This is a genomic window from Affinundibacterium flavidum (assembly GCF_014284175.1).
In the GTDB taxonomy this organism is placed as follows: domain Bacteria; phylum Pseudomonadota; class Gammaproteobacteria; order Burkholderiales; family Burkholderiaceae_D; genus Undibacterium; species Undibacterium flavidum.
In genome coordinates, this window is sequence record NZ_JACOGA010000017.1 from 68,214 (window position 1) to 95,167 (window position 26,954).

The window sequence follows — 26,954 nt, forward strand, 5'->3', positions numbered from 1 at the left end:
ACTCAGAAATAATGGGTGGTGGTGTGAGAATTACGCTGTTGCAAGCGCCGACTATGCTCGATAAATTTTTTCAGCTCTGCCGCTGCATCATCTAATGTTGGCGTTTCAAGCGGATATAGTTGATTGCTGTAAAGGCGTAGCTGTTCAAGGAAATAATGGTAGCGCAGCTCGAACTGTGCGAAGAATGGAAAATCTAACCAATAGAAATCCACCAAGATGTGTGCGGGAAGGTGTTGGGAAATCAATTCCTCCAACCAAAGTTGAAATCCCTTGTCAGAAAAACGTGCGGTAAATGCAGGTAAAACAATGCTGACTCGATGGCAAAAAAATTCTGCATCAAAGTCACTCATCTGATCGACGTTTCGCGGCCGTAATAGCACGTGTTCGAGGATATGAAATCCTTCAGAACACTGATTTAAATCCACTAGATCACTCTGCAACTTAACGGCGTAATGATCGACCTCCTCGTTCGGCAATAAAATCAATGGCCACAAAGTGTGCTCACATTCCAAACATAGCCACGCATGTTTTTCGCCGGCTGGAAGCTTACGAAAATGTTCAAGGCGAATTCCTGCATGCAGTAATTCAACACACAGGATTTGACGAGGCAATGATGGACTTGGTATAGGCGATTGTGGTTCTTCCGAAGGAACCACAATCGCCGCAGTTTCGTCATAGGAAATATCAACGGGGCAATTAATTTGCGCCTGCATTTTTTCCACATAGCGCTTTGCGCTAAGCAATTGATAATTATTACTCTTGAAATGTCCCGCCAAAGAAACCCCAGGACTGATGGCAGACGAGCCGATCAATAACTGAATGCGATGTTGAATCGGCGCAAAATTGCCTTCAACCAAAGCTTCATCTTGTAAATTGAGTCCTTTAGCACGTTGCCCACTCAGTGTGCAAATATGGGTAAGCAAACGTATCTTAGAATGGATCAAATGCATCTCAAATTGATCTTGGTGATAATAGTCAAAACGACGCAATTTTTCTGAAGGGAAGACTTCACCATACAGTGCCAACAAGCTATCAAGTACACGATTGCGTCGTTCGAAAAATTGATCACGTGTTTGCAATATTTTCGCAACTTCATTCGCACTCGCTGTAGCAGAGTAAAGTTTCTGAATATTGGGAATTTCCCGCTCGGTCAATAATTTTGAAAAATAGGTTTTATCTAATGTCATATCGACAGAGTACAAATCCGCTATTCGATTTAATGAGGTCAAATAATTTGCCATCATTTGCTCGAATGGAAATAAGTAAGCTTTCAATTGAGCCGCACGCGCATGCACCTCCGCGGGCTCTGAACTGGGAACACCAAAATGATTAATACCGTAAATGGCAGGCAATTGCTCGCCTATTGATAAATACTCGCTAAAGTCCCGATTAACGCCCTGGGGCAAGACCAATAAACGATCTAAGTTAGCGTGATTATTACGGAACGCCTGATGTTGAAAATCCATTTTTTTCAGATGGAGCGCAACCTGTTCAGTTAAGTTCTGTTTTTGCCGCAGACTCTGTCTCTGTAGTAGCTGGCTGGCTGTGTGGTTGCCATTTATGGGAGTCTCGCGATACACCAAACCTAGGTCATGAATTCGCGCCGGATCATTCGGGAACTGCAGAACCGGGCAAGTTTTTTCTACATCATCAATATTTAATTGCTGTACGGTTTGACCTTCGGCGTTGAGCAATTGCAAATTTGCCACACGCACCACCCCAGGAATATGCAATACCTTGGTAATCAGTTTTAACAGATCATTTTCTTGCGAGCTATTCTTGTGATCTACAGACGAATTGTTCCTGTCAATATCTGTCCTGGCAAAGTCTGTTTCGTCAATATAGCCATGCGTCGTTAGTGGACCTTCGAGTAAATCTTCCCATGCCATCCCTTGCCCTAAGACGTCCTCAAAACGTCTGATGCGACTTCCTGAAGAAATTAATTTAGCGCACTGAAAATAGATGTCTGCATAAATCTCAGCTAATGGACGACTATCATCCACTTCAATTTGACCGGACAAAGAATAAGCGACTGTATGCACGATATGAATATGCTCAACATCGCTGCACAAATTGCGCTGTTCAGACAACAGTGCTATCACGTCTTTTCTGATCAAATCGAACTTCACCTCTTCATCTTTAAAAAGTGAAACATGAGGTTTAATAAAAACTGAAAACAGACCCGTCATCTGTTCTTCATGCAAAGTCTGACGTATCCACACATCATCGATACTCGGAATACGATCGTAAATCAATTTGCAAAAATCACGCTCAGTCACTGCATGATTCGGAAAAATGTCCTGCGGCGGAAACAGAGCTTGAAGAGCGTAATTAATACTGCCATTCGTATCGGCCAGATAATCAACGACATCAAAGTCACTACGATATGCTAAGTCTGTTATGCCAAAACATAAGACTTCTAATAGGGTAACACCGGGGTCATGCGCGTTAAAATCGGTCCAATGTTCTTTCGACAGTTTTTGTAAGAGATCCACGCCAGCACGACGTAAAGCTACAAAATCGAGCCCATCAGCGTCGATTTTTCGCCAGCTTGTGTGATCTTGCAGAGTCATAGAGTGGCTTGCATTTGTTGTTGCAAACTATGCAGCAAGCGATTGACGCGATTAAACGGCAAATCCCCCAGTGCTTCAATAATCAATGCAAGTTGTGCTTTTGAAAAACTAAGTTCAGCCATAGTTTGCGCATCACTTGTAGATGTAAAAATCGTCGCTGTTTGTTGATTTAGATTACCGATCAATTCAAATACTTGTTTGAATGGGCGTTCAATTAATGCACTCAGAATAAGTTGTGCTTGCTCCAGACTAATCTGCAGACGAATGGATGATGAAGATTGCCAATCAGCTGGCAAATTGCTTTGCATATTTACGTCACTCATGAAATCTTCACTTTCAATTTGCCATTATCACTGTACTGTGGCTGCTCAATTTGTGCCGGTTGGATTTCACTCTCTAACATCAGTGTGTCTAACCACAATTGGGTCATGTGATATTTAATCCAAACACCCTCCCCGAACGAACAGCCCACGCGCATTTGCAATTTAAAATCGAAGGGACGACTTTTATCTGCTTCTAGCCAACGCAATTCAATACGACTGCATTTATTGCCAAAATGAGTCTGATGGTAAGTAATTTGTCCATTCGCATTAAAAGCGTTCATGGCGAAAGCATGCATTAAGGCGTAACGTCCATCGCTATCTCTTGCACCAACACCTGCAACGACTTCCCACGCCTGGCATCCGGTCAGATAATCTGTGACGTCGTACCAATTGCCATCCGCGGGCACGGCAAACTCTCCTTTTCGCCCAACCCGCCCATGTGATGCGACGCATCCGCCTACATCCAACGCATGCTCCGGCTTAGGCTGCAAAATACCGACGCCAACAGAACGCAATTTACTTCCGCCATTCAAGTCTTGGGGAATGCTGGAGAGTGTCAATAAAGCGCGGTTATTTTCATCTCTGAAGCTCAGGCAATTACTCACTTTATCCAATGAGAGCGACCACATAGGATTACCTATATCAATACTCTTATAAAAACTGGTCAATTTTCCGTCACCGAGCTGCGCAATTTTTAAACCGTCTACCGCGTTTTTATCAAAACCTTCATCTAGCATATTGAGCATAGACTCGATCAAATCGTGAAAATCTTCTTGGCTCGGCATCTTCCCTTCATTAAACGCCTCTTTTAAATCTTTACGCGTTCTTCTATTCGTCTGATTTTTCATTACTTAACTCTTTTCGAAATAATAAAGGTAGAGCCTATTTTCAATTCATTAATGCCTATCGGTTTTGCTGGCTCAATCTTGGAATCATCTTTCAACACTATCCAATGCTGGTTCATTGGAACCGCGATGCTCCATGGAAAAGTAGGGGAGATATTTTTTTCATCACAAGAAAAATTTGCGTTATCACGCAAATGAAAGTGCAAGTGTTGTCCATTTGTTTTGCTGGCGATTTGCAACATCGACACCGCGGTCACATCTTCGACGAAATCAAGATCTAAGAGAAAGGAAACAATCTCATGTTGTTGCAAGTACCAGCCAAAATGTTGATTTTGTCCATTGGGATTCCATGGCGACAAATAGTCGCAAATCGCTTGATTGATACGTTCACTTTGACGCCCTGCCGCGACTGTGGAATTCAATTTAATTGAACACCGAACCTGAATTTCTTCATACACGGGATTTTCAACTTTGACTGATGCGCCAGCTGGCGCATAGCGTTCAACAAAGCGCCGTATTTCTTGAATTAGATAGCCACTGAGTGTAGGTTTTTGATTGAAATGCCCTCCCCGATTCAAATAAGGAATGGGAATAATAAGGATGTGTCCAGCGCGAATCTGCTTCGTCGGATCAGGATCAAGACGGAGATTAGCGAAGCATTTGACTTTAAAAACTTGGGGGAATTTTTCTAAAATCATTTGTTCGTAGTCAGCCGCGGTTAAAGCGCGATTTTTGTGACGTAGTCTTTCACTGACTCTAGTACGAAAACGCTCGCTGCTCTCAATCGCCTTACCATCAATCGAATTCCGCATTTGCAATATCTTTGCAATACCAGCAATGCTTTTCTTACTTTTCGTCAAACTCATTGCAGGCAATACCGGGCTATTTTTTTGCCCCTGTTCTTTAGACCAGGTCACTCGAATTGCCTGCGCGTAAATTGAATACACGCTACAAAACCGATCTATCTCTTGATCGGCAGTGACGCGTATCCAATACACGTCAGCGGGCATGATGGTGTTGAGTGTGTCAATTTCATCGGGGACTTGTAGCTGCACAATTCCACTCGACATAAAGCCACAAGTCGAATCTTGCAACACATGTGTGTCTGGAATTCTGACCCAACGGTTCGATGCTAAATACCACCAGCGCAATCCAGTTCCCGTGATGTTTTTGACTGGCAAAGAGTCTTCACGCAAATAGAAATAAAGAGAAATGACGGATTGCAGTTTTTGTGAGCGCAGACCTATCATCAGATTGCCGGCCGATTCGATCCATGGAATTTGCGTGATCAGTCTATTCTCGCTCGCGCGCATCGTCTCCCAACCGCAGGGATGAATATGAATAAATTTATCCTCTTCTAATGGCTCTGTTCCGGTAGCGTTTTTCTCAAAATTGATCAATGACTGAGCACGATAATTCAAGACGATGCGTTCTATTTGTGGCGTGTAAGGTCGATTCGGGAGCGGCTTGAGCGATTGCATTTTTTTCTGGCGTGCGTTTTGCGTCAATGTGCTCGCCAATAAATGCGGATACTCTTCATGCCCAAAAGCGCTTGATGGTGCTTCCAAAGTCATCTTAAACAAACCATTCATGCTCGATGAGCTATAACTAAAACCAGCCTCTCGCACGCCTTTGCGGAAATACGATTCTGCTTTGAAATGCGGCACTACCGATTTCAAATTGATGACTTGCTCAGTGCTAGTTCGGTTACTTAAGCTTCCATCAAGATGCCGGGTATAGCCAAATAAATGTAATCCTGTCTCGGTTTTCGCCCATTTACCATCGACTAATACGGCCGCGCCAGCGATCACCTCACCACTCTTAAGAGGTTCAGGATAAGAGGCATAATACTCAGGAAAATCTCCCAAGCCATTGGGCAAGCCTGCCCATTCAAGTTCCAATTCAAGATCTTGCAAATGCTTGTAGAGAACTTCTTGATAACCAACAATCAGATAGGAACCCTTGCTGGGCAGTGCGCCAAAGGGCATAAAGGCAGCAGAGGCATTTAGCTGTCCAATTTGATTGTGCACCAATAGTTGACGGCAGCCGCGCACGCTCACTTCGATCTTAATTTCTTGCAAAATTAAGCGCGCTAGTATGTCGTATGGATAATAGTACTCATTTCTTGTCATCTCAAAACGCAGTACAGGAAATGAAGTCTCCTGCCCCGCGCCATGCAAAGCTGTGTGATATCCAACTACCGCCGGTGCGCTTTCAGGTAGCGTAAATTCAATCGAAAGATAATCGTCGTTCTTATTGGCCAACTTATCTGGCTGATTCTCAATCAGAATGTCTCGTTCCAGATTCGCATAGCCAGGTTTATACTCAGTGATCTGATACCAGCCTTCGCTAGTAGTTAGCGACAGCGTGAACATACCTCGCATAAGTTTAATAAACACATCATTTTCAAGCGAATCTGTGACGTGCGATAAGTCAACATGTGTGTTTGCCTGTAATTTACTAGCAACTGCAAGCACGTTGGCCACTATCGTGTTTTCTTCATGATTGCGATACTGAAAAGTAACCTTGACGGTTCGTTGACCTTCTCGCATAAACAATACTTTGCTTTGCAATGCGAAACCAAAATGCGCCGCACTTCCGCCCGTTAGCGAATCGCCAGGGCGTGGAGCGCCAAGCAAGGGTACTGGCGGCAACTTAGCGTGTTCACTATTATCGCAATTCGGTGCCAAAGTTTGACATTGACGTTGATAGCTGGCACGCGTGTAACTACCGTAGGAGTCGTCCACCGAACGATCAAAAAACAAGCTATGAATTTCAACGACTTCCGCATCATTGAGTACCGAAGTCTCATCCGCGGTATACACAATATCCCGATGCTGGGCATCAACACCAGCAATAAATTCACAGCCTTTGTCTATGACGATACGTTGCGTCTTCGGCGATGGGCGAATGACTAAGAAAGTGCTGTCGGGATGGGTATCGCGTTTATGCATCCGCAGCACTTGCTGATAGTAGAAATCGATATGTTTATTGGCAAATCGATTTAGCCGGATTTGCAGTTTCTGAAAGAGCTGAATAAAGGCGATCAATAGACTATTCGCGGGATCATGCTCGCCGTTGGTCATTGACTGCGGTAGAAGTCGTTGAACACCTTCTTGCAACATACGAACTGCATGCAGCAAGGTTTGAAAATTATCCCGAATTTCACTCTCAGACAAACTACGTAAGCGGGCACCACTTACACGCAATTCAGATAAGCCCCTTAAGTGCCCTGAAAATTGATGAGAAAACCGCGTTAAGAACTGATTCGCCTCAGTACTACTCATATGTGCAAACATATTTTTGGGCAAGGCATCACATAGCGTTTGTAGCTCCCACTTTAAGCCACGCAATATATCTTCCAATAATTGCGCAACTTCTTGGGCAACTGCACCTGACTGCCGGCTCGCACTAATCAAAAAGAAATCTAACAACTTCACCAAGAGAAGCGGCGAATCGACAATATTATGGTACGCACCATCGACTTTTTTCTGTATGTCGTCCGTAATCCAAAATTGAAATTGCGGCTCTATCACTAATCGATTTTCAAATTGTTTTGTCAGTTGCGCTGTATCGACTGCCAAAATAGTCGCCATCAAAACAGTCTCATCAGCACCAAAAAATTGATGCCAATCTCCATCGGCGCGCAAATCAAGCTGATAGAACCGAACCAGACGCGCGTACTCGGTCGCCAAGCTCAACAATGTCTCAAAGCGCATATCATTGAGTGCAAAATAGTCACCACTCAGCGCAGACAAATGTCTTTGCTCTTGACTACGCCCATCACGAATTAGTAAACGTGAATTCATGCGTGCACCAAAAAAACTTTACAGTGCGACATCACTACCTTCACGAAAATAGAATGGGTAGACCAAGTTATGGCGAGTATTACTACTGACGATGGTATAGCTGATGACAAAATTCAGATATCCAGAATAGACATCGACGATATCTGCGTGAATAGCATCCAGCGTGATTCTGGGTTCAAAAAACAAAATAGACCGCTTGATCAGATCTTTTAGAATAGTCACCGTGGTTTCGTTAATGTTCTCGTAGATTTTATGCTTGATGCCACAGCCAAAACTTGAACGCATCACACGCTCGCCAGGATTGGTTGCCAACAAAATTCTCAGGCTCTGAACAATATCCTCTTCCGCACTCACCATCTTCACTTGACCACGTTTAGAAAACTCTGGAGGAAAACTCCATCCAGTCCCCAAAAATGATTTATCTGTGCTCATGTATCTCTTCCCAATAAATACTAACCGCCAATAATCACGGTCGGAAATCCAAACACAATATTGCCACCATGCGCAGTCGTATCCCCCATCCTTGCAGAAGGACGCCCGGCGATCAATACGGTCGCGCTACCTTTAACAATCGTATCTGGCGGACCAACGCATACGCACATATCTCCGACTACAGCCGCAGGTAATCCACCAATTAAGACATTTGGTACACATGGACCTGAAATGGGTCCACCAACATGAGGAATCGGCGGCACTCCCGGTGTCACCATGGGACATACGTGCATATCAGTAATTCTGGAAGCTGGCGGCATAATTTTCCTTTGACCTCGCAGTCGACTTGACACTTATGTTAGTTAATCATCACCAATGCACCCTTCACAGTCGTCTGCCCCGCTGCAGAAAATTCTGCTGTCGCGGTGCCTTTCGCCGTCAAGGAAATGTTCGCGGTACTATTGATATTCAATCCGGTCGTCGTAACATCCATCTGCGCAGCAATTTCTACATTCTGCACAGCAGAAATAGAAACCTTGCCGAGTGCGTTGATCGTAATATCGCCGGGACTATCTAACAAAATTCCAGAGGAATTCAATTTAACAATATTGTTATTTTGGTCCTGCAAAAGAATGGATTGCGTGTCATCGCTAAGGATGACTTTATTGTTGGCAGGCGTAATCAAGGTGATGACTTTCTTGCCGTCATCGAACTCCATTTTTAATTTGCTACGTGTAAGTAAAGCTTTGAAATTATTTTCAGCAGTCAAGCTATAAGGCGGCATGTGTTTGCTGCTGTACAGGCTTCCCAAAATGACAGGGCATGAAGGATCATTATTGAAAAAGCCAAGGATCACTTCATCACCAATTTCAGGAATGATAAAAGCGCCAAATCCTGACGATCCATAAAAACTAGAAAAACGCGCCCATACTCCCACAGTCTGTGCATTCATTAAAGGAACTTCGACTTGTATCTTATGCTGCCCTTCTGGATCAGCATCGAGCTTTAAGACGATACCAATGTGTAAGCCACAAATGCCTGCGGTCCACCCAGCAGCCTCTGGAGCTTGTACTTGATAATCCTCGGTGAACCAATAGGCCGGCATGCCAAATTCGACTTCCGTCACCCAATTGCCATCTTGCAGGCGATGAGTGACATTACTTGCGATCACATTGCCATTGAAATGCACACCAACCGATTTCAGTTCAAGTAAAACACCGGGCTTTACTAAAACACTACCCTGAAATGACATCCGTCCACGGATACGGGACAGGGCCGCTTTCATTTGTTGCGCGCTAGTCCACACGCCCAAAGCCGCACTATCTAAAGGAGCGGCGGTTTGCATAGCAAAATCGCCAGCGGCCAAAACTTTTGCCAAGCTTGCAGAATCTATGTCGCCTTGCCCCGTCAATGTGGTAGGTTGTGCGGTTTTTTGTACGATGGCCAATTGCGACAAATCCCAACTCGTCGCGGTGACTGAACTCAATTGCCAACGTGCATCCAGTTCCGCCTGGAATTCAATCAAATCAATACCATAGGTCAGCGTCAAGACTGGTGCACCGCTCGTCACTGGCGCTTTCACACTGACCGCACCTGCATCGACAGTCAGCAGCAAACCATTCGCCTCTGCGCGCGCCATCATATAATCCCAGTCAGTAACGTAATACTGAACGAGCTCTTTATACGTTATGTTGGTGGCATCCACACTTGCAGTCAGGCCTGCATAGTTGCCAATCAAGGTAGAAATGATTTGACTGTCTGTTTGATTTACGTAGTTAGCATTTTTTCTGCCGATCGTCATCGCCAGAACCGGGTCTCGACATTCGATAATCAATCGAGCATAGTTATCGCCCGTAATTTTGACCGAATGCTTGATCACCACACCGGTAAAAATGGTCTGCGTTTTGAGATCGTATCCAGCGCCGATGACTACGACGGTTCCAGGTTTCAAAATACCTTGATCAGAAACTGGAAACGAATCGTCCGTAATATCACCATCAATGATAGTAATGATTGCAGATGGCACTCTATTAATCGCATGCACGGTCTCAATTGACACTACTTTCGCGATATCTGACAGCGGTGTTCCGTCACAAGTAATACTGAAAGTCAGTACACCTAAACTATTTTCTAAAGGAGAAGCTGCCATTTGTTTTTATCTTTAAAAGTATGCTTCACAGTGGAGTTCTGTACCTAGATCAATCAATATGTAATATTCGGTTTTTCACAATAGTCGAGCAACTGGCATCTCAAACTTTTCCCCCTCGTATTAAAAAGTACGCTCCTGATTCGCAGAGCCTACTTTTTTGGTCTCATCCAAAGGCGGAAAAATCAAAGTAGAACCAACTTTAAGTGGACGTAAAGAAGTCAATCCATTTAGTCGAGCAACTTCGGCGTAATAGGCGTCGTCTTGATACACCTGGTCACATAGATTTTCTATCGTATCTCCATCTTTAACCGTAAGCGTCTGGGTTTGATTCGTAATTTTTTGTTGTTCTAGCTTGACTAATTCTTCTGTACTTTTGTATTCCACGAAAGTCAAAGTCACTTTGGCTCTGAGTGGCTCACCATTTGGCCTGAACATGGTGTAATCAATTTTCAAGCCTTCCGCACGCCCATAAAAAAGCATACTGCCCCAAACGACTTGCACAATCGGCGCTTCATTTTTTGTGCCTACATACGTATAAATCGCATTTCGCAAAGCATCAACTTGCTCTGACACAGTTTGCGTTGTTCCTGGAATTGCACCAGTACCATCCAACACCAACTCTTTCAAACTCAATTTTTCAGGCATGCTTGCATGAAATTTTGACTCATTCCCTGCTTGACCCAAGGTTTGATTTTTCGCATATTTGATCTGATATTCATGCGCATAACCAGGGGGATTGATGAGCGCAGTAAATTGCGGTAAGGCTTCATCAACAACAATCTTGCCGCTTGGAGTTACATTGCAGCCAAAAATTTTTAAGAGAGTTTTCTGTCCCGACACAATCAACGTTCCCCACGTTCACGTATCATACTCAATATCAATTGACGACATTCATTGAGTATTTCTTCTTTCATCATTTGCGTATGTTCAGAACCATCTAATGCCACATTGCTTGCAGGAGGCTCAACAATATTCGCCTTGATCACCAGTTCTCTAATTTCTATAGACATAAAAAAATTCCTACTTATCGAATACGTTGTGAGTAGGTATATGCAAACGCAATCTTCTCCACGGCCACATCATTTTTCGTAGAATTAAATGCTTCCACATCCCATTTCACTGGATAGGCGTCATGAAATTCCCACGCTCGCAAAATCTGTTTATTCCCGCCGATAAGTTTCACCAAAACTGATTTAGCCTCAATCATTTTGATGAATTCGCCTTCCAAAGTCGATTTACACCACTTATAGAGTGGCGAATTGGCGTTGGCAATTCCGCGTTTTAACTCAAGATTTCCGTGCTTAATTTGTTTTGGAAGCTGATGTACGAAGCGATTTTCACCACCTTCAACGACCGCCTCAGTTTCCATCTCTGTACCGATGCCCGACACTTCGCTAAACGAAGCATCGGGTACCTGTATGCCGGTAGCACCAACGCCCAACACAAAACCGACGCTGAAATAAAAAGCAGAAGGGGGATACCCCAATTCAAAGTATTCACCACTCATATTTTATAAAGCTCGGTTTTATTTATCAGGCATTCGCAATGGTCAGGCCTTCGTGCACAATCTCTATACTTTCGATTGCCACTTCATTGCCTTCAGATTTCAAATCTGTACTAGAAATCTTCGTTGGCCATGCGTTGGTCAAAGTCCAAACCATCGTTGGTTTGCCAGTTTCATCTAATAAACTAATCGTCACCGGAACCCGTTTGATGGTATTCAGTTTGATTTGATTAAGCCAATCCCAAAATTTATTGTCGCCTTTGAAAACGCCTTTTTTCATCGTAACGTTGCCAAATTTTTTCATGCCTGGCATTTTAATCACTGAAAATTGCGGGCTATTTCCGTGACGATATTTAATCTCTTCGGATTGAATATCTAGTCCTGAAATTTCTTGAAAAGACATTTCATTTTTATCCCACTTCACCTGAAAATAAAACTTCGGTAAAGGCCACACATTTGCTGATTGTTTTGATCCATCATCTGCCATAACAAACCTCTATCATAAAAAATTTAAAATTTTGACACTGTCGCGAACGTCATTTATCTAATCAACGCGCGACTCATCAGGATTTTTGCATTTGCTGTTGGAATGTAATTTCAATAAATTCTGCCGGACGGCTTAAAGCAACCAACACAGTGACGCGCATAATTCCTTCCAGAATATCAACAGCTGTCATGGTTTCACCCAACCCAACGTGAACACTGAATGCATCTTCTGGACTTGCTCCCGCTAACCCACCGCGTTTCCAGATGCTAGTTAGGAAATTGCTGATCATGCTCTTGATCGTAATCCATGTATTATCGACATTCGGTTCAAATACATAGGCTTTGGTTGCCAAACGAATTGATTCTTCCAGCATGATCATGGTGCGACGCACATTGATATAACGCCAGTCAAGACTATTGCCATCAAGAGTGCGTGCACCCCATACCAATGTACCTTCGCCAATAAATGCACGAACCGCATTGATTGATTTACCAGTAGTCGATACGTTTAAATCTTCTTGATCATCGTGAGAGATATTGACGACAGGTGATAAGACCGCACTTAAGCTCACATTCGCTGGTGCTTTCCATACGCCACGAGAATTATCGACGCGGGTATAGACGCCAGCCATTGCGGCTGCAGGCGGTAGTAAATTTAATTTTTCCTGAACGACAGTCAATACATTTTTATACATTGGACATAGATTGAACAATGATTTATGCAATTCTTCTGCATTGTATTCAGGGTCAGCAACTTCACCTTCAGCACCGCTTGGAATCTTACTGATAATCTCTTTGATTTCCGCTTTTTTATTTGGTGCCTGCATCGTCAAATCGATATCATCACTCAGTATTTTTTTCAAATCGATGAGATTGATGAAATTGGTAAACCGTAGATCTGTGACTTGCACGATGCTGGTATTAACCCAAGGATAATACGCCGCACCATAAGCCATAAAACTAGTACCAAGTTTATTGCGGAACTGGGTAATACAATTTTTTTCATCTGCATCCGCCACTGCAGTATTCTTGTCTTGATACCCTTGATGCACATCCAAAATTGCGAAACGATTTTTCATTCTTTCGCCGCAATGCGCAAGACTTAGTTGTTGCAGGGTGTTGCAATCACCAAATCCCAGAGACATAGCATCCGGAATAACGACCATTGTTGGCTCTTGTTCCTTAAGTAATTCATCCAGCGCAGATTCAAAAACTGAACGCTCTATCTTCTTATCCGCAAACTTACCAACTGAAACGATAAAGCACTTACCGCCTCCGTTCTGAAAAAACAATTTCATACTATGGTACAAGTAGTAGCGATGCCCTTCTTGTGCGATCTCATAATGAACATCGTTTTCTGAAAAATAAGTGTTTTCCGACTTTTTATCTTTCTCGGCGAGTTCTGCTTCTAGTTTCTTAATCTTGAAACTATCGTTTGGTGCTCCCCCAAAATAATTTTCATATTCGGCCATAGAAGAAATTGAAAAAGGTTTATTAATCAGCGACAAACCTTTGTTTTGAGCTTTTTCTGTGTAACCGATAAATGCGGGTACTGCTGTGTCCACTTCCACTACTGAATTGGGAAAGGCATCTTTCTCAACGATATAGACACCAGGTGTTTTATACGCGCCAGCCATACGTGTTCCTTTGAAATTATTGATGAATATAAATCTCCGCAACGATGAAACTAGATCCATCGTTACCCCTCTCTTTACCCACCTTAACCATGCTCGCATTTGGTAAGCGCTTGATTAAGATTCGTCCTGCCCCACTCTCTTCTCGCAACTGAAAACGTTGATTTGGAAAAGCCTGCATTGGCATAGCCTGAAGAGAAACCATGGCTTTGCCATCAGCATTAGCGACGCCCTTTGAATGCACAAAAACTATTCCATCACCATCTTCTTTTGCATCCAGATCCACGATCTGTAATTTTTTCTTTGCAATCGCCCCAGAAAAAAAATATTTCCAGTGCATCAGTTTTGAAGGCAAAGAGAATACGTAAGAATTTGATCTCTCATGTCCTGAATCAATTAATTTTCCTGCGGTTTTTTGCACATGAGATACATGCACAGAAAACAAAACGCGACTCAAATTTCTGCGCGTATATTGAACAAATCTGCTGCTACTTTGCGACTCATTCTTACCAGCATCAACGTCACCCAAGATCATCATTGAGCAAGAGTCCGACAACTGGTTCTGCCAAACACAAATCTGGCCAACAGCATCCCAATCGGTGCGAAAGGCATACCAAGGGTCATCTGAGATAACATCGAAAGTTAAATCTATTGACTGCTCCGACACACTCACATCTTCACTAGCACAGTCCTGCCATACTTCAAGACCATTTTGCGTCTGACGTAAAATCAACTGTCGCTGTTTAACTAGCGCGGCTGTTTCCCTAGTCTGGAGGAACTGCAATTTCTGATTTTCGCCATTAACGTAATAGTGATGTTCAATCAAAATCGAACACACATGAACATAACGACTCATTACATCAACCCGCCGTCGGGCGCTAACACACCTTGATCCGCCTGCGTAATCACTGGCACCTGTCCGATGACACCAGAGTTATCGACGGTCACCATACGTACTTTGTAAAATACCGACGGCAGGTACTTCCCTCCTAACAGGCTCCACAAATTATTGAGATCAGGGATCTTCAAATTTTCTATATCTAGAATTAATTTTTCTATACGCACATCCAAACCTGGAGTGTTATGTCTGTCAAAAACAGCTTGCTGTTGAAAATATCCAATTGCGTTAGAAATCGTTTTGAGCGCTTCAGCATAATTTCCACCGCCGAAATTCGCTGCCAGCATGACGTACAAATTCAAAAACAAAGGGGCACTATGTTGAAGCAATCTTTGATCGTTGCCCCGACGAATCGGATTGCTTTGGTACGGCACCGTGTCTTTTTCGATATTGACTAACATGAGAACCAATTTATTGTTAGCGTTAGGAACGAGACTGCCATCTAGCTCCATCAAGTTGGACACAACCACAACATCTTCCAAAACCTGGAAATTATTTTTGAAGTATTGATTGAGCTGAAAAGCCAATTGACTGATTGCTGCGTTTATCATTGAAAATCATCTTTCCTGATAATTTTTATTGTTTGCAATACCTAGTTTTTATTATCTAAATTCCGCGATATTTATCTAAGCCAATCAACTTATCAAAAAACATTTTTATAAATAATGCTTAAAAACAGTTGAAATCGTAGCATGCCAACTATTCAACACCAATCTTATTTTTATTATTGCGGCACTTTTACATCATTCAATCTCGCGAGGATTCACAGTTGATTAGCATGTAAATTTACTTCTATTCTCAAAAAATTACATGGCAAGCAATAAAGACAATTCTTTGATTACATCAAGAAAAATCAAGCTTTTCGTTTTAAATTCAAACACTTAAATAATTTTCAAAAAATGAATCCGAAGGCAAATACGGGGAAATCAAGGACGTCATCTAGGTCTATACGAAATTCAACGATAGAGTACATAAGCAAAACGTATGCCAATAAAAATATTGGACAAGCATAGAAAAACAGTCTTTGTTTTTGGGAAAATTCGACAATGGAATTTGGTAATGGCTAAGAAATTTCAGCCCAGATACGAGTGGCACATAAAAGGCCACTGCAAATAGGTATAAGATAGGAAAGGCAGCTGAATGTGGTCATCGCGATGTAATTACATGTATTAGATACATATTTACATCGATTACACTTCTGCTATGCGAACCAAAAATTAGCGATCAGTTCAAATTCAAACCAGTTTGTTTTGAGGATTTTGATCTACTAAATACTTTCGGGTTAGAAATTAACATCATCAAAAATACCTTCTTCAAATATTAAAATAATAATTTTTAGATTTTGACTCGTCAAAAAAGCTAAAAAAAATTTCAAACTCTTCAAGTTGATAATTAAAATTAAATCAATACACTTAACTATGTCAAAGAAAGCACAGTGCCTAAAAATTACACAATAAATATTGCAAATAAGAATTTTTTGGTCTAAAGTAATGTTATCTAATGATACATTTATGATGGCTTCGAGGATAGTGTCAATAGATTTAACAATTTTCTCACTTTATTTCTTAAGTAATAAGTAGATAAATTTGTTTTAAAGATATAGTATTACTGATTAAATAATTTATTACAGTACCCTCCAGCAATATTAATAATCATCAATAACGAGGTAATGATGCCAAACTTGACACAACTAGAATCAGATGAAATCGACTACGATCCAAATAATCTTTTGGATACTTTGATCAAACAATTGCACCTGAAAAACGATGCAGCCTTGTCGAGAGCGCTAGAAGTCGCGCCGCCGGTGATCAGTAAAATTCGTCATCGTCGTTTGCCAGTTGGCGCATCTTTGCTAATTCGTATGCATGAAATCAGCGATGTCAGCATCAAAGATTTACGTGCATTGATGGGTGACCGCCGCGCTAAATTCCGTATCAGCGACAAGCAATTCAAACCAAAAGACGCTGCGTAAAAAACTCAGCTTTTTGCTTGAAACCAATAAAAAATCGAAGCATAGTGATGAACTAGCTTCGATTTTTTACGTGTAAATTTACTTTTGGATTAGTCGCAAAACTGATTTTCGACTAAATTCGATGCTTTTTTACAACACAATTTCAAATATTGGTTCTCGCATCTATTTTTTATCATGCCGGAAAAACCCCTGTCGACAAGTATCGATCTCCACGGTCACACACAATAAATACAATTGTTGCGTTTTCCACGGTTTCTGAAATTCTCAAAGCAACTTCACATGCTCCAGCTGCGGAAATCCCACAAAATATTCCCTCTTCGACAGCCAATCTTCTCGCCATGATTTCAGCACTAGACTGCGTCACAGATTCAAGACTATTGACCATTTCATGCTGATAAATTTTCGGCAAATATGCCTCTGGCCATTTTCTTATGCCTGGAATTTGAGAGCCCTCTTCCGGCTGCACGCCAATAATTTGAATATGAGGATTTTGCTCCTTCAAATAGCGCGAGACCCCCATGATAGTACCGGTAGTTCCCATCGCACTAACAAAATGCGTAACTTGACCAGCAGTATCTCGCCAAATTTCGGGACCTGTAGCTTCATAATGAGCTAAGGGATTATCTGGATTAGCAAACTGGTCAAGAATCACGCCCTGCCCTTCTTTTTGCATTTGCTCTGCAAGATCGCGCGCAGTTTCCATACCACCAGCCTGTGGCGTCAAAATAATTTGAGCACCATAAGCCGCCATGCTTTGCCGACGCTCTACACTGAGATGCTCAGGCATCAATAGCACCATCTTATAACCACGCATCGCTGCAGCCATCGCCAAAGCGATACCAGTATTACCGCTAGTTGCCTCGATCAAAGTGTCGCCGGGTTTAATTTGTCCGCGCTGCTCTGCGCGTTTAATCATTGATAAGGCAGGTCGGTCTTTCACCGAACCAGCTGGGTTATTTCCTTCCAGCTTACCCAAAATAACATTATTGCGACCGCGCGATGCTTCACTCGGTAGGCGCTGCAAACGAACCAGTGGCGTATTGCCTATGGTGTCTTCAATCGTTATATAACTCATAGTAATAAGGCGTAGTAGAAAAGCAAAATCATATTCTAAACCTTGTCAGGACTTTCTGCTGAGAGTAAATCAATATCCGTAATACGAATCAAATTTAATCCAAAGTATCCCTACAACTGTGGAAGAAGGAGGGATACTTTCTATGCATCATAGAAACACCGAATACCAGGTTTATTTCGTTGATTTTGCTTTCGCAGCTGATGGTGCTTTAGCGGACTTAGAAGAAGCTTCGTCCTTGTTGCCTGCTGCCTTGGCCTGACCGTTCACCGTTAAACCAGCGTCAGACAGTTTGATGGAATTTTTTGGGCCTATGCCCTTAATCCGTGTTTCGAAATCTGACCAATCCTTGAAATTACCACCCTTAGCGCGCTCAGCCAAAATGGCTTTTGATTTTGCTGGGCCTATACCTTTGATACCGTCTAACGCCGCCTGATCCGCTTTATTAACGTCCACATCAGCAAACGCAAAACTCATGCTGGCCAACAGTGTTACAACCGCAAATATGATTTTTTTCAACATCGTCAACTCCAAAAAATAAATTTAATAAAATGTAAGGCACTCGCAACAACGAAACAATGAAAACAAATAGCAATTCGTCATTGCAAATACATATTACATTAAATTTATTAAATAGCTATACTTTTTGAAATAATTCTTCTCTTGTGACGGTTGCAGTTCCCAATTTACCAACAACAATGCCACCGGCTTGATTCGCAATCAATACGGCGTCATGCAAATTCTTACCTTCAGCCAACATCGCCGCCACTGTGGCAATAACAGTGTCACCAGCGCCAGAGACGTCGAAGACTTCGCGCGCCATTGCTGGTACGTGCAAGATTTCTTCATCGGTAAATAAAGTCATGCCTTCTTCAGAGCGGGTAAGCAATAGCGCTGCAATATCCAAGTCTTTACGTAGCGCTTGCGCCTTCTTGGTCAAGTCAGCTTCGTCTTTCCAACTGCCGATAACTTGACGCAATTCTGACTTGTTTGGCGTCAACAAGCTTGCGCCTTGGTAGAGCGAATAGTCACTACCCTTAGGATCGACCAACACGTATTTTCCTAGGCTTTTTGCATGCGCTATCATGGTGGCGACATTCACCAGACTACCTTTGGCGTAGTCGGACAAAATGATCACATCATGCTCAGCAATTAAGCTATTAAAGCGCGACAATTTATCCTGCAAAATCTGCTCTGTCGGCTTCTCTTCAAAATCAATGCGGATTAATTGTTGCTGACGGCCTATCACGCGTAATTTGATAATCGTCGAGATACTTGGGTCGTGATTCAGATAACTACGAATCCCCACTTCACTTAGCAAAGTTTCGACGTTGCGACCTGCTTCATCTTCACCAATCACGCCTAACAAGCTGGTCTCTATGCCTAGCGCCACAGCATTACGCGCCACGTTTGCAGCGCCGCCAAGACGTTCCTCGCGTCGTTCAACACGCACGATAGGGACTGGTGCCTCGGGAGAAATACGATTAACTTCACCAAACCAATAACGGTCTAGCATCACGTCACCCGCTACCAAAATACGCTTTTGTGTAATCGTCATAATTCAATACTGACCTAGTTTTGTGTTAACACGGCACGACCAATCGCGTGATATTCGATACCTAAAGATTTGACGGCACGTGGATCGTATAAATTACGTCCATCGAAAATGACGGCATGTTTTAAGCTAGCTTTGACTTGATTCAGATCTGCAGCGCGGAAGGTTTTCCACTCTGTGACGATCACCAAAGCATCAGCTGCTAATACAGCTGCTTGCTGATCTGTGGCGAAACTAATCTGCTTTAACAATTCAGGCGCATCTGCGAAATCTAAAGCCAACACACGTTGCGCTTCTTCGATTGCGACTGGGTCAAAGGCCACAATATCTGCACCAGCGTGCAGTAACTCTTGTATCAATACTCTTGAAGAGGCCGCACGCATATCGTCGGTATCCGGTTTGAACGCCAAGCCCCACAAAGCAAATTTCAAACCTTGCAAATTCTTCCCGTACTTCGCGAAAATTTTCGATCCCAATACATGCTTTTGGTTTTCATTCACGTCTTCAACTGCTTGCAAGATTTTCAGTTCATGACCATATTCTTGTGAAGTGCGCACCAGTGCTTGCACGTCTTTCGGAAAACAAGAACCGCCGTAGCCACAGCCCGCCATCAAGAAACCAGGGCCAATACGCGGATCGGAACCTATGCCCTGACGTACTGCATCGATATCCACACCGACTTTGTCTGCTAGGTTCGCCAATTCATTCATGAATGAAATACGCGTCGCCAACATGGCGTTTGCAGCATATTTGGTGAATTCAGCCGAACGCACATCCATCCAATAAATTTTATGACCAGCAGCTTCGAAGCTTGCATACACCTCACGCATCACTTGTTGTGCGCGTTGACCTTGAGCATCGTTAGCATGACCAATTACGAGACGATCTGGTTTCATAAAATCGGCGACAGCTGCGCCCTCTTTCAAGAATTCAGGATTTGAAGTCACTGCATATTCCAAATCAGATTGACGCGCCTTCAACTCCTCAGCAATCGCCGCCGAAACACGATCTGCCGTGCCGACTGGCACAGTCGATTTATCGACAACGACTTTAAAGCTCATCATATGTTTGCCAATATTGCGTGCAGCAGCCACCACATATTTCAAATCCGCTGAACCATCTTCATCCGGAGGCGTACCCACCGCGATAAACTGCACATCACCGTGGGCTACACTAGCGGCGACATCGGTAGAAAAACGCAAACGTCCAGCCGCGACATTACGCGAAACAACCACATCCAAACCCGGTTCATGAATGGGAATACCACCGCCATTTAAAATATCGATCTTGCGCTGATCCACATCCAAACAAAACACATCGTGACCAACTTCAGCCAGACATGCGCCGGTGACCAAACCTACATAACCTGTACCAACGATAGTTATTTTCATTTTTCGAAATTTCCATGCAAAAATTATTCTTTAGGGTCTGCTCGAACACCCCTCAACGCCAGGACGCGGAGTCGCGGAGTCGCTGAGAAATAAGAAAGGAGAGGAAAGGCAGAAACTATGATGTACTTTTCTTTTCTCTGCGCTCCTCTGCGTCTCTGCGTCTCGGCGTTGAGGGGTTTTGAATTTCCTAATTCATCACATTCAGTTCTTCCGTACGGCGCGGTGGATAAGTTTCCCACTTGCTGCAACCCGGACATTGCCAATAGAATTGCCGCGCTTTAAAACCGCAATGCGTGCATTGGTAGCGTGTGAATTTTTGGGCATAACCACTCACCAGAGTTTTGACGATGGACAATTCCGGCAAGACCTCTGGCGGTGCTACTAACATGCGTGCGTCGAGCAACTTATCCAAGCCAAGTAAGGTCGGGGTGCGGCGCAATTCATTGCCTACCAATTGATTGGCATCAGCCGCAGTTTCCAACTCTAGCGTCGCTTTAAACACCACCTCCAGCAAATCAATCGACGGTGTTTCTGCCATATAGGATTTCAACAAATTCAAACCTTCTTGTGGACGCTCTAATTTACGATAACCATCCATCAAGCGTTGCGCTACCAAAGCCACATGGGGCACGCTTTGCTGCTCGACTCTGCGCCATGCCAATACCGCTTGTTCTACATCACCTTTTGCCAAATGAATATCGCCTGACAAAATCACCGCACGCACGTTATGACGATCGGTGGCAATCGCTTTATCTAACATCGCCATCGCGGCTTCAGGATGCGTATGCACCAATTCATCTTGCGCGATTTCACAGTAAAACTGGGCAATTTCTTTTTGTCGCCCACCAGCACCAGACTCTTGCAAAGCATGGGCCGCATCAATTGCACGCAACCATTCCTTTTCTTTTTGATAAATTTCGAGCAAAGCCTTACGGGCTGGAATCGCATATTGCCCTGCGACGAGTTGATTGAAAGTTTCTTCGGCGCGGTCTAATAAACCTGCCTTCAGATAATCCTGTCCCAATTCGAACATCGCCTGCGTTTGCTGCTCTATCGGTAAATCAGGGCGTGATAATAAATTTTGATGAACACGAATTGCGCGTTCGGTTTCACCACGACGGCGGAATAAATTACCGAGCGCAAAATGTAATTCGACGGTCTCAGGATTCAGTTTTAAGATTTCGATAAAAGCATCAATCGCTTTATCGGGTTGCTCATTGAGCAAAAAATTTAAGCCTTTAAAATAACCTTTAGGCAGGCTGCTCGATTCAGAAATCAATTGACGGATATCGACCCGCGCAGCGATCCAACCTAAGCTAAAAAAGAGAGGAATACCTAGTAACCACCAGATTTCAAATTCCATAGTGACGGGTCTCAGTGGGGAGGATTAAAGATTAAGTATTGCGGATGACGTTAGGAATCGCATCTGGCGTCGGCGCCTGATTTGCTGTCGCTTGTTCAATCTGACGTTCTTTTTCGATCTCTGCAATCGTCTTTTTATGACGTGAAATATCACGACGATGACGGAAAACCATCGGTGCCATCGCCAGCAGGCAGAATACGGCACCAGCAACAAAAAAACACAACAATAAGATCACTAAAGGTGCCGATTGTTGATAGCCCCAGAAATACTCGAGCGTGACGATTTTATCGTTTTTCAGCGCAAAGCCTAAAAAGGCGATAAATACCAGCAGCCAAATAAATTTAGAAATAATTTTCATAGTTAGCCTAAGTTGCCAAAGTTACGAATAGCAATCAAAGTGGTACATTTTTACAAACCAGTCGATCTACCATTACCGATTCGTCAACATACTCAAGACAATGATTCAACAAGTGAAATTGTACGTGAAAAAAAACGGCATATCGGGAAATCCCTTATGCCGTTTTGTTTTCTTAGTGCAAATTACTCACTTTTTTCCACACTACGCATGCTAATCATGCAGTATGGGCTGGCCGACTGTCGCATCTACCCGTTCTCGTAATTCTTTACCTGGTTTGAAATGCGGCACCCGTTTTTCGGGCACCATCACTTTGTCACCAGATTTAGGATTACGACCAATCCGCGGTGGACGGCTATTTAAAGCGAAACTACCAAAGCCGCGAATTTCTATGCGTTGACCAGTAGCCAAGGCATCGGACATCGCGTCCAAAATAGTTTTGACGGCGATATCCACATCTTTAGCTACCAGTTGTGGATACCGCTCAGCCAGACGAGCAATTAGCTCTGACTTGGTCATAGATAAGGCCTAGTCGTCGCTTAGTTTTTGTTATCGAGCTTAGCTTTCAACAAAGCACCGAGGCTTGTTGTGCCAGAAGCTGCATTGGAGTCAACAGCTGATGACATTTTTTGCATTGCTTCTTGTGTATCAGCGGAATCTTTTGCCTTGATAGACAATTGGATACCACGTGCTTTACGGTCGATATTCAATACCAAAGCCTCAACTGTGTCGCCAACTTTCAAGTGTGTACCAGCATCTTCCACGCGGTCGCGGGAGATTTCTGATGCACGCAAGTAGCCTTCAACTTCGTCAGCCAATTGGATTACAGCACCTTTAGCTTCAACAGATTTCACTGTACCAGTGACCAATGCGCCTTTGTCGTTCATTGCGCAGTAGTTGTTGAATGGGTCGCCTTCCAATTGTTTAACGCCTAAGGAAACGCGCTCACGTTCAACGTCGATCGCCAATACGATGGCTTCCAACTCGTCACCTTTCTTGAAGCGACGAACTGCTTCTTCGCCTGTTTCGTTCCAAGACAAATCAGACAAATGCACCAAACCATCGATGTTGCCTGTCAAGCCAATGAACACGCCGAAGTCAGTAATAGACTTGATCGCGCCTTTAACTTTGTCGCCTTTTTTGAAGTTCAAGGAGAAGTCATCCCATGGATTTGCTTTGCATTGTTTCATGCCCAAGCTGATACGACGACGTTCTTCGTCGATTTCCAATACCATAACTTCAACTTCGTCGCCCAATTGAACAACTTTGTTTGGTGCAACGTTTTTGTTAGTCCAATCCATTTCAGAAACGTGGACCAAACCTTCGATACCTTGCTCGACTTCAACGAACGCACCGTAGTCAGTGAGGTTCGTTACTTTACCGAACAAACGTGTGTTTGCTGGGTAACGACGTGCCAAACCTGTCCAAGGATCGTCGCCCAATTGCTTAACGCCCAGGGACACACGGTTTTTCTCTTGATCAAATTTGAGGATCTTCGCAGTGATTTCTTGACCCACTGTGAGAACTTCAGATGGGTGACGCACACGACGCCATGCCAAATCAGTGATGTGCAACAAACCATCGATGCCGCCCAAATCAACGAACGCACCGTAGTCAGTGATGTTTTTAACCAAGCCAGTAACCACTGTGCCTTCTTTCAGGTTTTCCATCAATTTCTGACGTTCTTCACCCATAGAAGCTTCAACAACTGCACGACGTGACAACACAACGTTGTTACGCTTACGGTCGAGCTTGATAACTTTGAATTCCATAGTTTTGCCTTCGTAAGGAGTTGTATCCTTAACTGGGCGTGTATCAACCAAAGAACCTGGCAAGAAAGCGCGGATGCCGTTCGTGAGAACAGTCAAACCACCTTTAACTTTACCATTAACTGTACCAACCACCATTTCGCCAGACTCCAGCGCTTTTTCGAGCGCGAGCCATGATGCCAAACGTTTTGCTTTGTCGCGGGACAAGATTGTGTCGCCGAAACCGTTTTCCAATGATTCGATCGCTACGGATACGAAATCACCGATGTTAACTTCCAATTCACCTTGGTCGTTTTTGAATTCTTCAACAGGGATGAAGGCTTCTGATTTGAGGCCAGCATTAACGATCACGAAGTTGTGGTCGATGCGAACGACTTCAGCAGAAATCACTTCGCCAGAGCGCATATCTTGGCGGGATAAAGATTCTTCGAACAATGCTGCAAAGCTGTCAGCACCAGTTGCGAAATCTTGAGTCATGAATACAGTAGACATAATATTTACGGGTTAGCCGGAATAGGACAAAAGGTCTATTTACCGGGTTGGGTTAAACAACCCCATTTAGATTTTGCATTGAAGCAAAAAAACTAAGTGGGAACTAAAGAAGAGATATCAACAAATTCGGCAGACGAACCAAATTCACAAAAGTCTCGAGGTAACTCTAGAAATTCAATTTTGGGAGTGCAGTGCTAGGCGCTTCCCGGAGTAATACTTAAGTATTACGAGGACAAGCAACAACGCAATGCGCCCCACAATTGGATTTATCGAGCTTCCCTTAATACACTAGCGTAAAGACTGAGTATCTGATGCACTGCTTCATTCGCAGTGATATGAGACGTATCGAGTAAGAACGCGCCTGGTGCGGGTTTGAGAGGCGCTTCTGTGCGAGCCATGTCGCGAGCATCACGTTCTGCCAAATCTTTTACCAAGTCTTCCATATTAGCAGGAAAACCCTTTTCAATCAATTGCTTATAGCGGCGATTTGCACGCGCTTCCACACTTGCTGTCAAAAAAACTTTTTGGATTGCATCGGGGAAGATTACCGTACCCATGTCGCGACCATCGGCGACTAAACCTGGGGCTTGACGAAATGATACTTGCAACTCCACCAAAGCTTTGCGCACCAATGGTAAAACTGCAATTTTTGAAGCAGCCACGCCTATCGCTTCTTGCCTCACCGCATCAGTGACATCGTCTCCGGCGAGAAAAACGTGGCCTTTTTCAAAACGACATGGCAACACACGTGCCAGATCGGCAATTTGTTGCTCTTCCCACAAGTCGATGCCGTGGCGTATCGCCGACAAAGCGGTTAAACGATAGAGCGCGCCAGAATCGAGGTAATGAAATCCCAATTGTTTGGCGACACGATGCGCGACCGTCCCTTTACCAGAAGCGGTCGGACCATCAATGCTAATGACAGGAAATTGATTGGAACCGTTCAAAATAAATCCTCGTGTTTGATCTTAACAAAGGCTTCGAAGAAATCAGGAAAAGTCTTGGCAACACACTTAGGATCATTAATCCGCATAGAAGCACCACGGCGCACAACGCCATCCAAGGTCGCCAAAGAAAAGCACATCGCCATTCTGTGATCATCATAAGTATCTATCGTCGCTGGCGCAAGTTCTGCGGGTGGCGTGACGGTCATAAAGTCTTGACCTTCCTCAACGATTGCACCAAGTTTGCGCAATTCCGTTGCCATTGCCACAATGCGGTCTGTCTCTTTAACGCGCCAGCTTTCGATATTACGCAGAGTGGTCGTGCCGTTCGCATACAAAGCAGCGATTGCGATTGTCATGGCGGCATCGGGAATGTGGTTGAAATCCATATCAATCGCTTGTAGCGCGCCTTGGGTTTCCGCTTCTATCCAGTTATCACCCATGGTGATTTTAGCGCCCATTTTTTCTAAAGCTTCCGCAAAACGAACATCGCCTTGTATGCTATTTTTACCAACGCCCTCGACCCGAATCGGACCGCCTGCAATCGCACCAGCTGCTAAGAAATAAGAAGCAGATGAGGCATCCCCTTCCACATACACGACACCCGGCGACACATAATGTTGACCAGCTTTAATCGTAAATCGTTGCCAACCATCGCGCACAACTTCTACGCCAAAACGCGCCATCAAATTCAAGGTGATTTCAATATAGGGCTTAGAAATCAAATCACCAACCACCTCAATCACAACATCACTATGATGCGCGGCGAGTGGTGACGCCATGAGCAAGGCAGTTAAAAATTGACTAGAAACATTGCCCTTCACTTGCATCTGTTGCGCATGAATATGACCGCGTTTGATATGCAATGGCGGATAACCTGGATTGCCGGTGTAATCAATCTGTGCACCAACAGCATTCAAGGCATCGACCAAATCGCCGATAGGACGCTCATGCATACGCGCCACGCCATGCACTGTGTAATCACCACCTAAAACCGCCAGTGCCGCGACTAAGGGACGAATTGCGGTACCCGCATTCCCCATAAACAAATCGGCATGATGATTTGGAAAAGCACCGTTTGCACCAGTCACTGTGTAATTATGCGAGTCACCCTCTTGCGTCCAATGTACACCGAGTTTTTGCAAAGCATTCAACATCACCATCGTGTCATCAGATGCCAGCAGATCATGAATCTGGGTGGTGCCTTTGGATAAAGCAGCTAGTAATAGAATGCGATTTGAAATGCTTTTGGAGCCGGGCAAGCGCACTGTGCCTTGCACTTTCATGACTGGATGTAAATCGAGATGATGTGGATATTGCTTGCTGTGATCTTTCATGCTTTTTCTCAATAATTCACTAACTAATTTTACCTAGGCAGGGTGCGCCAT

General features: G+C 43.7%; 25 protein-coding genes. 1 reads left to right on the top strand and 24 read right to left on the bottom strand.

From position 1 onward, the window contains the following. Window positions 1–2: 2 nt before the first annotated feature. The 14 genes from H8K55_RS17000 to H8K55_RS17065 form a co-directional block, all read right to left on the bottom strand. The gene (locus H8K55_RS17000; protein WP_186943260.1) at window positions 3–2,573 is read right to left on the bottom strand and encodes a hypothetical protein; all 2,571 of its coding nucleotides are present in this window, start codon (window positions 2,571–2,573) and stop codon (window positions 3–5) included. Then, the gene (locus H8K55_RS17005) at window positions 2,570–2,896 is read right to left on the bottom strand and encodes a hypothetical protein (RefSeq protein WP_186943261.1); all 327 of its coding nucleotides are present in this window, start codon (window positions 2,894–2,896) and stop codon (window positions 2,570–2,572) included. Before H8K55_RS17005 ends, H8K55_RS17000 begins: the two co-directional genes overlap by 4 nt. Continuing rightward, complete coding sequence (locus H8K55_RS17010) at window positions 2,893–3,744, bottom strand: hypothetical protein (protein WP_186943262.1); 852 nt, start codon at window positions 3,742–3,744, stop codon at window positions 2,893–2,895. Before H8K55_RS17010 ends, H8K55_RS17005 begins: the two co-directional genes overlap by 4 nt. Next, window positions 3,744–7,550, bottom strand: coding sequence for a baseplate J/gp47 family protein (locus H8K55_RS17015; RefSeq protein WP_186943263.1), 3,807 nt, complete (start codon window positions 7,548–7,550; stop codon window positions 3,744–3,746). The genes H8K55_RS17010 and H8K55_RS17015 overlap by 1 nt, the downstream gene beginning before the upstream one ends. An 18-nt stretch (window positions 7,551–7,568) precedes the next feature. Continuing rightward, on the bottom strand, window positions 7,569–7,982 hold the full coding sequence (locus tag H8K55_RS17020; protein ID WP_186943264.1) for a GPW/gp25 family protein: 414 nt from the start codon (window positions 7,980–7,982) through the stop codon (window positions 7,569–7,571). A 20-nt stretch (window positions 7,983–8,002) separates the two neighbouring features. Then, window positions 8,003–8,302 carry a PAAR domain-containing protein gene (locus H8K55_RS17025; RefSeq protein ID WP_186943265.1) on the bottom strand — a complete coding sequence of 100 codons (300 nt, stop codon included), beginning with the start codon at window positions 8,300–8,302 and terminating at the stop codon, window positions 8,003–8,005. Between the two features lie 38 nt (window positions 8,303–8,340). Next, window positions 8,341–10,131: a type VI secretion system tip protein VgrG gene (vgrG, locus tag H8K55_RS17030; protein WP_186943266.1), complete on the bottom strand. Its 1,791-nt coding sequence runs from the start codon at window positions 10,129–10,131 to the stop codon at window positions 8,341–8,343. Between the two features lie 120 nt (window positions 10,132–10,251). Beyond that, entirely contained in the window at window positions 10,252–10,971 is a 720-nt protein-coding gene (locus H8K55_RS17035; protein WP_186943267.1) for a CIS tube protein, read from the bottom strand. 2 nt (window positions 10,972–10,973) lie between these two features. Then, window positions 10,974–11,141, bottom strand: a complete 168-nt coding sequence (locus H8K55_RS17040; RefSeq protein WP_186943268.1) for a DUF5908 family protein — start codon at window positions 11,139–11,141, stop codon at window positions 10,974–10,976. Window positions 11,142–11,155: 14 nt separating this feature from the next. Beyond that, on the bottom strand, window positions 11,156–11,638 hold the full coding sequence (locus H8K55_RS17045) for a phage tail protein (protein WP_186943269.1): 483 nt from the start codon (window positions 11,636–11,638) through the stop codon (window positions 11,156–11,158). A gap of 25 nt (window positions 11,639–11,663) precedes the next feature. After that, the gene (locus H8K55_RS17050; protein WP_186943270.1) at window positions 11,664–12,122 is read right to left on the bottom strand and encodes a phage tail protein; all 459 of its coding nucleotides are present in this window, start codon (window positions 12,120–12,122) and stop codon (window positions 11,664–11,666) included. Window positions 12,123–12,198: 76 nt separating this feature from the next. Next, entirely contained in the window at window positions 12,199–13,758 is a 1,560-nt protein-coding gene (locus tag H8K55_RS17055) for a phage tail sheath family protein (protein ID WP_186943311.1), read from the bottom strand. 16 nt (window positions 13,759–13,774) lie between these two features. Continuing rightward, complete coding sequence (locus tag H8K55_RS17060; RefSeq protein WP_186943271.1) at window positions 13,775–14,611, bottom strand: hypothetical protein; 837 nt, start codon at window positions 14,609–14,611, stop codon at window positions 13,775–13,777. Beyond that, the gene (locus H8K55_RS17065; RefSeq protein WP_186943272.1) at window positions 14,611–15,204 is read right to left on the bottom strand and encodes a Pvc16 family protein; all 594 of its coding nucleotides are present in this window, start codon (window positions 15,202–15,204) and stop codon (window positions 14,611–14,613) included. The genes H8K55_RS17060 and H8K55_RS17065 overlap by 1 nt, the downstream gene beginning before the upstream one ends. A 1,121-nt stretch (window positions 15,205–16,325) precedes the next feature. Between H8K55_RS17065 and H8K55_RS17070 the strand changes: the two genes are divergently transcribed. Continuing rightward, on the top strand, window positions 16,326–16,625 hold the full coding sequence (locus H8K55_RS17070; RefSeq protein ID WP_230408678.1) for a hypothetical protein: 300 nt from the start codon (window positions 16,326–16,328) through the stop codon (window positions 16,623–16,625). Window positions 16,626–16,797: 172 nt separating this feature from the next. On the opposite strand, the gene cysM is transcribed toward H8K55_RS17070, so the two are convergent. The 10 genes from cysM to aroA form a co-directional block, all read right to left on the bottom strand. Further along, window positions 16,798–17,700 carry a cysteine synthase CysM gene (gene cysM / locus H8K55_RS17075; RefSeq protein WP_186943274.1) on the bottom strand — a complete coding sequence of 301 codons (903 nt, stop codon included), beginning with the start codon at window positions 17,698–17,700 and terminating at the stop codon, window positions 16,798–16,800. 171 nt (window positions 17,701–17,871) lie between these two features. Next, window positions 17,872–18,219, bottom strand: a complete 348-nt coding sequence (locus H8K55_RS17080) for a ComEA family DNA-binding protein (RefSeq protein WP_186943275.1) — start codon at window positions 18,217–18,219, stop codon at window positions 17,872–17,874. 115 nt (window positions 18,220–18,334) lie between these two features. After that, window positions 18,335–19,255, bottom strand: a complete 921-nt coding sequence (gene rfaE1, locus H8K55_RS17085) for a D-glycero-beta-D-manno-heptose-7-phosphate kinase (protein WP_186943276.1) — start codon at window positions 19,253–19,255, stop codon at window positions 18,335–18,337. Window positions 19,256–19,269: 14 nt separating this feature from the next. Further along, on the bottom strand, window positions 19,270–20,643 hold the full coding sequence (locus H8K55_RS17090; protein WP_186943277.1) for a UDP-glucose dehydrogenase family protein: 1,374 nt from the start codon (window positions 20,641–20,643) through the stop codon (window positions 19,270–19,272). 187 nt (window positions 20,644–20,830) lie between these two features. Further along, complete coding sequence (gene lapB, locus H8K55_RS17095) at window positions 20,831–22,006, bottom strand: lipopolysaccharide assembly protein LapB (RefSeq protein ID WP_186943278.1); 1,176 nt, start codon at window positions 22,004–22,006, stop codon at window positions 20,831–20,833. Between the two features lie 31 nt (window positions 22,007–22,037). Beyond that, entirely contained in the window at window positions 22,038–22,364 is a 327-nt protein-coding gene (locus tag H8K55_RS17100; protein ID WP_186943279.1) for a LapA family protein, read from the bottom strand. Between the two features lie 210 nt (window positions 22,365–22,574). Then, entirely contained in the window at window positions 22,575–22,880 is a 306-nt protein-coding gene (locus H8K55_RS17105) for an integration host factor subunit beta (RefSeq protein ID WP_186889975.1), read from the bottom strand. Window positions 22,881–22,900: 20 nt separating this feature from the next. Then, window positions 22,901–24,622 (bottom strand): 30S ribosomal protein S1, encoded by a 1,722-nt coding sequence (gene rpsA, locus H8K55_RS17110; RefSeq protein WP_230408679.1) that lies wholly within the window; start codon window positions 24,620–24,622, stop codon window positions 22,901–22,903. Between the two features lie 266 nt (window positions 24,623–24,888). Continuing rightward, window positions 24,889–25,569: a (d)CMP kinase gene (gene cmk, locus H8K55_RS17115; RefSeq protein ID WP_186943280.1), complete on the bottom strand. Its 681-nt coding sequence runs from the start codon at window positions 25,567–25,569 to the stop codon at window positions 24,889–24,891. After that, the gene (aroA, locus tag H8K55_RS17120; protein ID WP_230408680.1) at window positions 25,566–26,903 is read right to left on the bottom strand and encodes a 3-phosphoshikimate 1-carboxyvinyltransferase; all 1,338 of its coding nucleotides are present in this window, start codon (window positions 26,901–26,903) and stop codon (window positions 25,566–25,568) included. The genes cmk and aroA overlap by 4 nt, the downstream gene beginning before the upstream one ends. Window positions 26,904–26,954 lie beyond the last annotated feature (51 nt).

Coding starts and splice junctions, on each gene's coding strand:
- H8K55_RS17045 (WP_186943269.1), bottom strand. CDS start 11,638: ATGAGTGGTGAATACTTTGAATTGGGGTATCCCCCTTCTGCTTTTTAT.
- vgrG (WP_186943266.1), bottom strand. CDS start 10,131: ATGGCAGCTTCTCCTTTAGAAAATAGTTTAGGTGTACTGACTTTCAGT.
- H8K55_RS17000 (WP_186943260.1), bottom strand. CDS start 2,573: ATGACTCTGCAAGATCACACAAGCTGGCGAAAAATCGACGCTGATGGG.
- H8K55_RS17025 (WP_186943265.1), bottom strand. CDS start 8,302: ATGCCGCCAGCTTCCAGAATTACTGATATGCACGTATGTCCCATGGTG.
- lapB (WP_186943278.1), bottom strand. CDS start 22,006: ATGGAATTTGAAATCTGGTGGTTACTAGGTATTCCTCTCTTTTTTAGC.
- H8K55_RS17010 (WP_186943262.1), bottom strand. CDS start 3,744: ATGAAAAATCAGACGAATAGAAGAACGCGTAAAGATTTAAAAGAGGCG.
- H8K55_RS17050 (WP_186943270.1), bottom strand. CDS start 12,122: ATGGCAGATGATGGATCAAAACAATCAGCAAATGTGTGGCCTTTACCG.
- H8K55_RS17070 (WP_230408678.1), top strand. CDS start 16,326: ATGCCAAACTTGACACAACTAGAATCAGATGAAATCGACTACGATCCA.
- H8K55_RS17080 (WP_186943275.1), bottom strand. CDS start 18,219: ATGTTGAAAAAAATCATATTTGCGGTTGTAACACTGTTGGCCAGCATG.
- H8K55_RS17065 (WP_186943272.1), bottom strand. CDS start 15,204: ATGATAAACGCAGCAATCAGTCAATTGGCTTTTCAGCTCAATCAATAC.
- rfaE1 (WP_186943276.1), bottom strand. CDS start 19,255: ATGACGATTACACAAAAGCGTATTTTGGTAGCGGGTGACGTGATGCTA.
- H8K55_RS17055 (WP_186943311.1), bottom strand. CDS start 13,758: ATGGCTGGCGCGTATAAAACACCTGGTGTCTATATCGTTGAGAAAGAT.
- aroA (WP_230408680.1), bottom strand. CDS start 26,903: ATGAAAGATCACAGCAAGCAATATCCACATCATCTCGATTTACATCCA.
- H8K55_RS17020 (WP_186943264.1), bottom strand. CDS start 7,982: ATGAGCACAGATAAATCATTTTTGGGGACTGGATGGAGTTTTCCTCCA.
- H8K55_RS17090 (WP_186943277.1), bottom strand. CDS start 20,643: ATGAAAATAACTATCGTTGGTACAGGTTATGTAGGTTTGGTCACCGGC.
- H8K55_RS17060 (WP_186943271.1), bottom strand. CDS start 14,611: ATGAGTCGTTATGTTCATGTGTGTTCGATTTTGATTGAACATCACTAT.
- cysM (WP_186943274.1), bottom strand. CDS start 17,700: ATGAGTTATATAACGATTGAAGACACCATAGGCAATACGCCACTGGTT.
- H8K55_RS17015 (WP_186943263.1), bottom strand. CDS start 7,550: ATGAATTCACGTTTACTAATTCGTGATGGGCGTAGTCAAGAGCAAAGA.
- H8K55_RS17100 (WP_186943279.1), bottom strand. CDS start 22,364: ATGAAAATTATTTCTAAATTTATTTGGCTGCTGGTATTTATCGCCTTT.
- rpsA (WP_230408679.1), bottom strand. CDS start 24,622: ATGTCTACTGTATTCATGACTCAAGATTTCGCAACTGGTGCTGACAGC.
- H8K55_RS17040 (WP_186943268.1), bottom strand. CDS start 11,141: ATGTCTATAGAAATTAGAGAACTGGTGATCAAGGCGAATATTGTTGAG.
- H8K55_RS17005 (WP_186943261.1), bottom strand. CDS start 2,896: ATGAGTGACGTAAATATGCAAAGCAATTTGCCAGCTGATTGGCAATCT.
- H8K55_RS17105 (WP_186889975.1), bottom strand. CDS start 22,880: ATGACCAAGTCAGAGCTAATTGCTCGTCTGGCTGAGCGGTATCCACAA.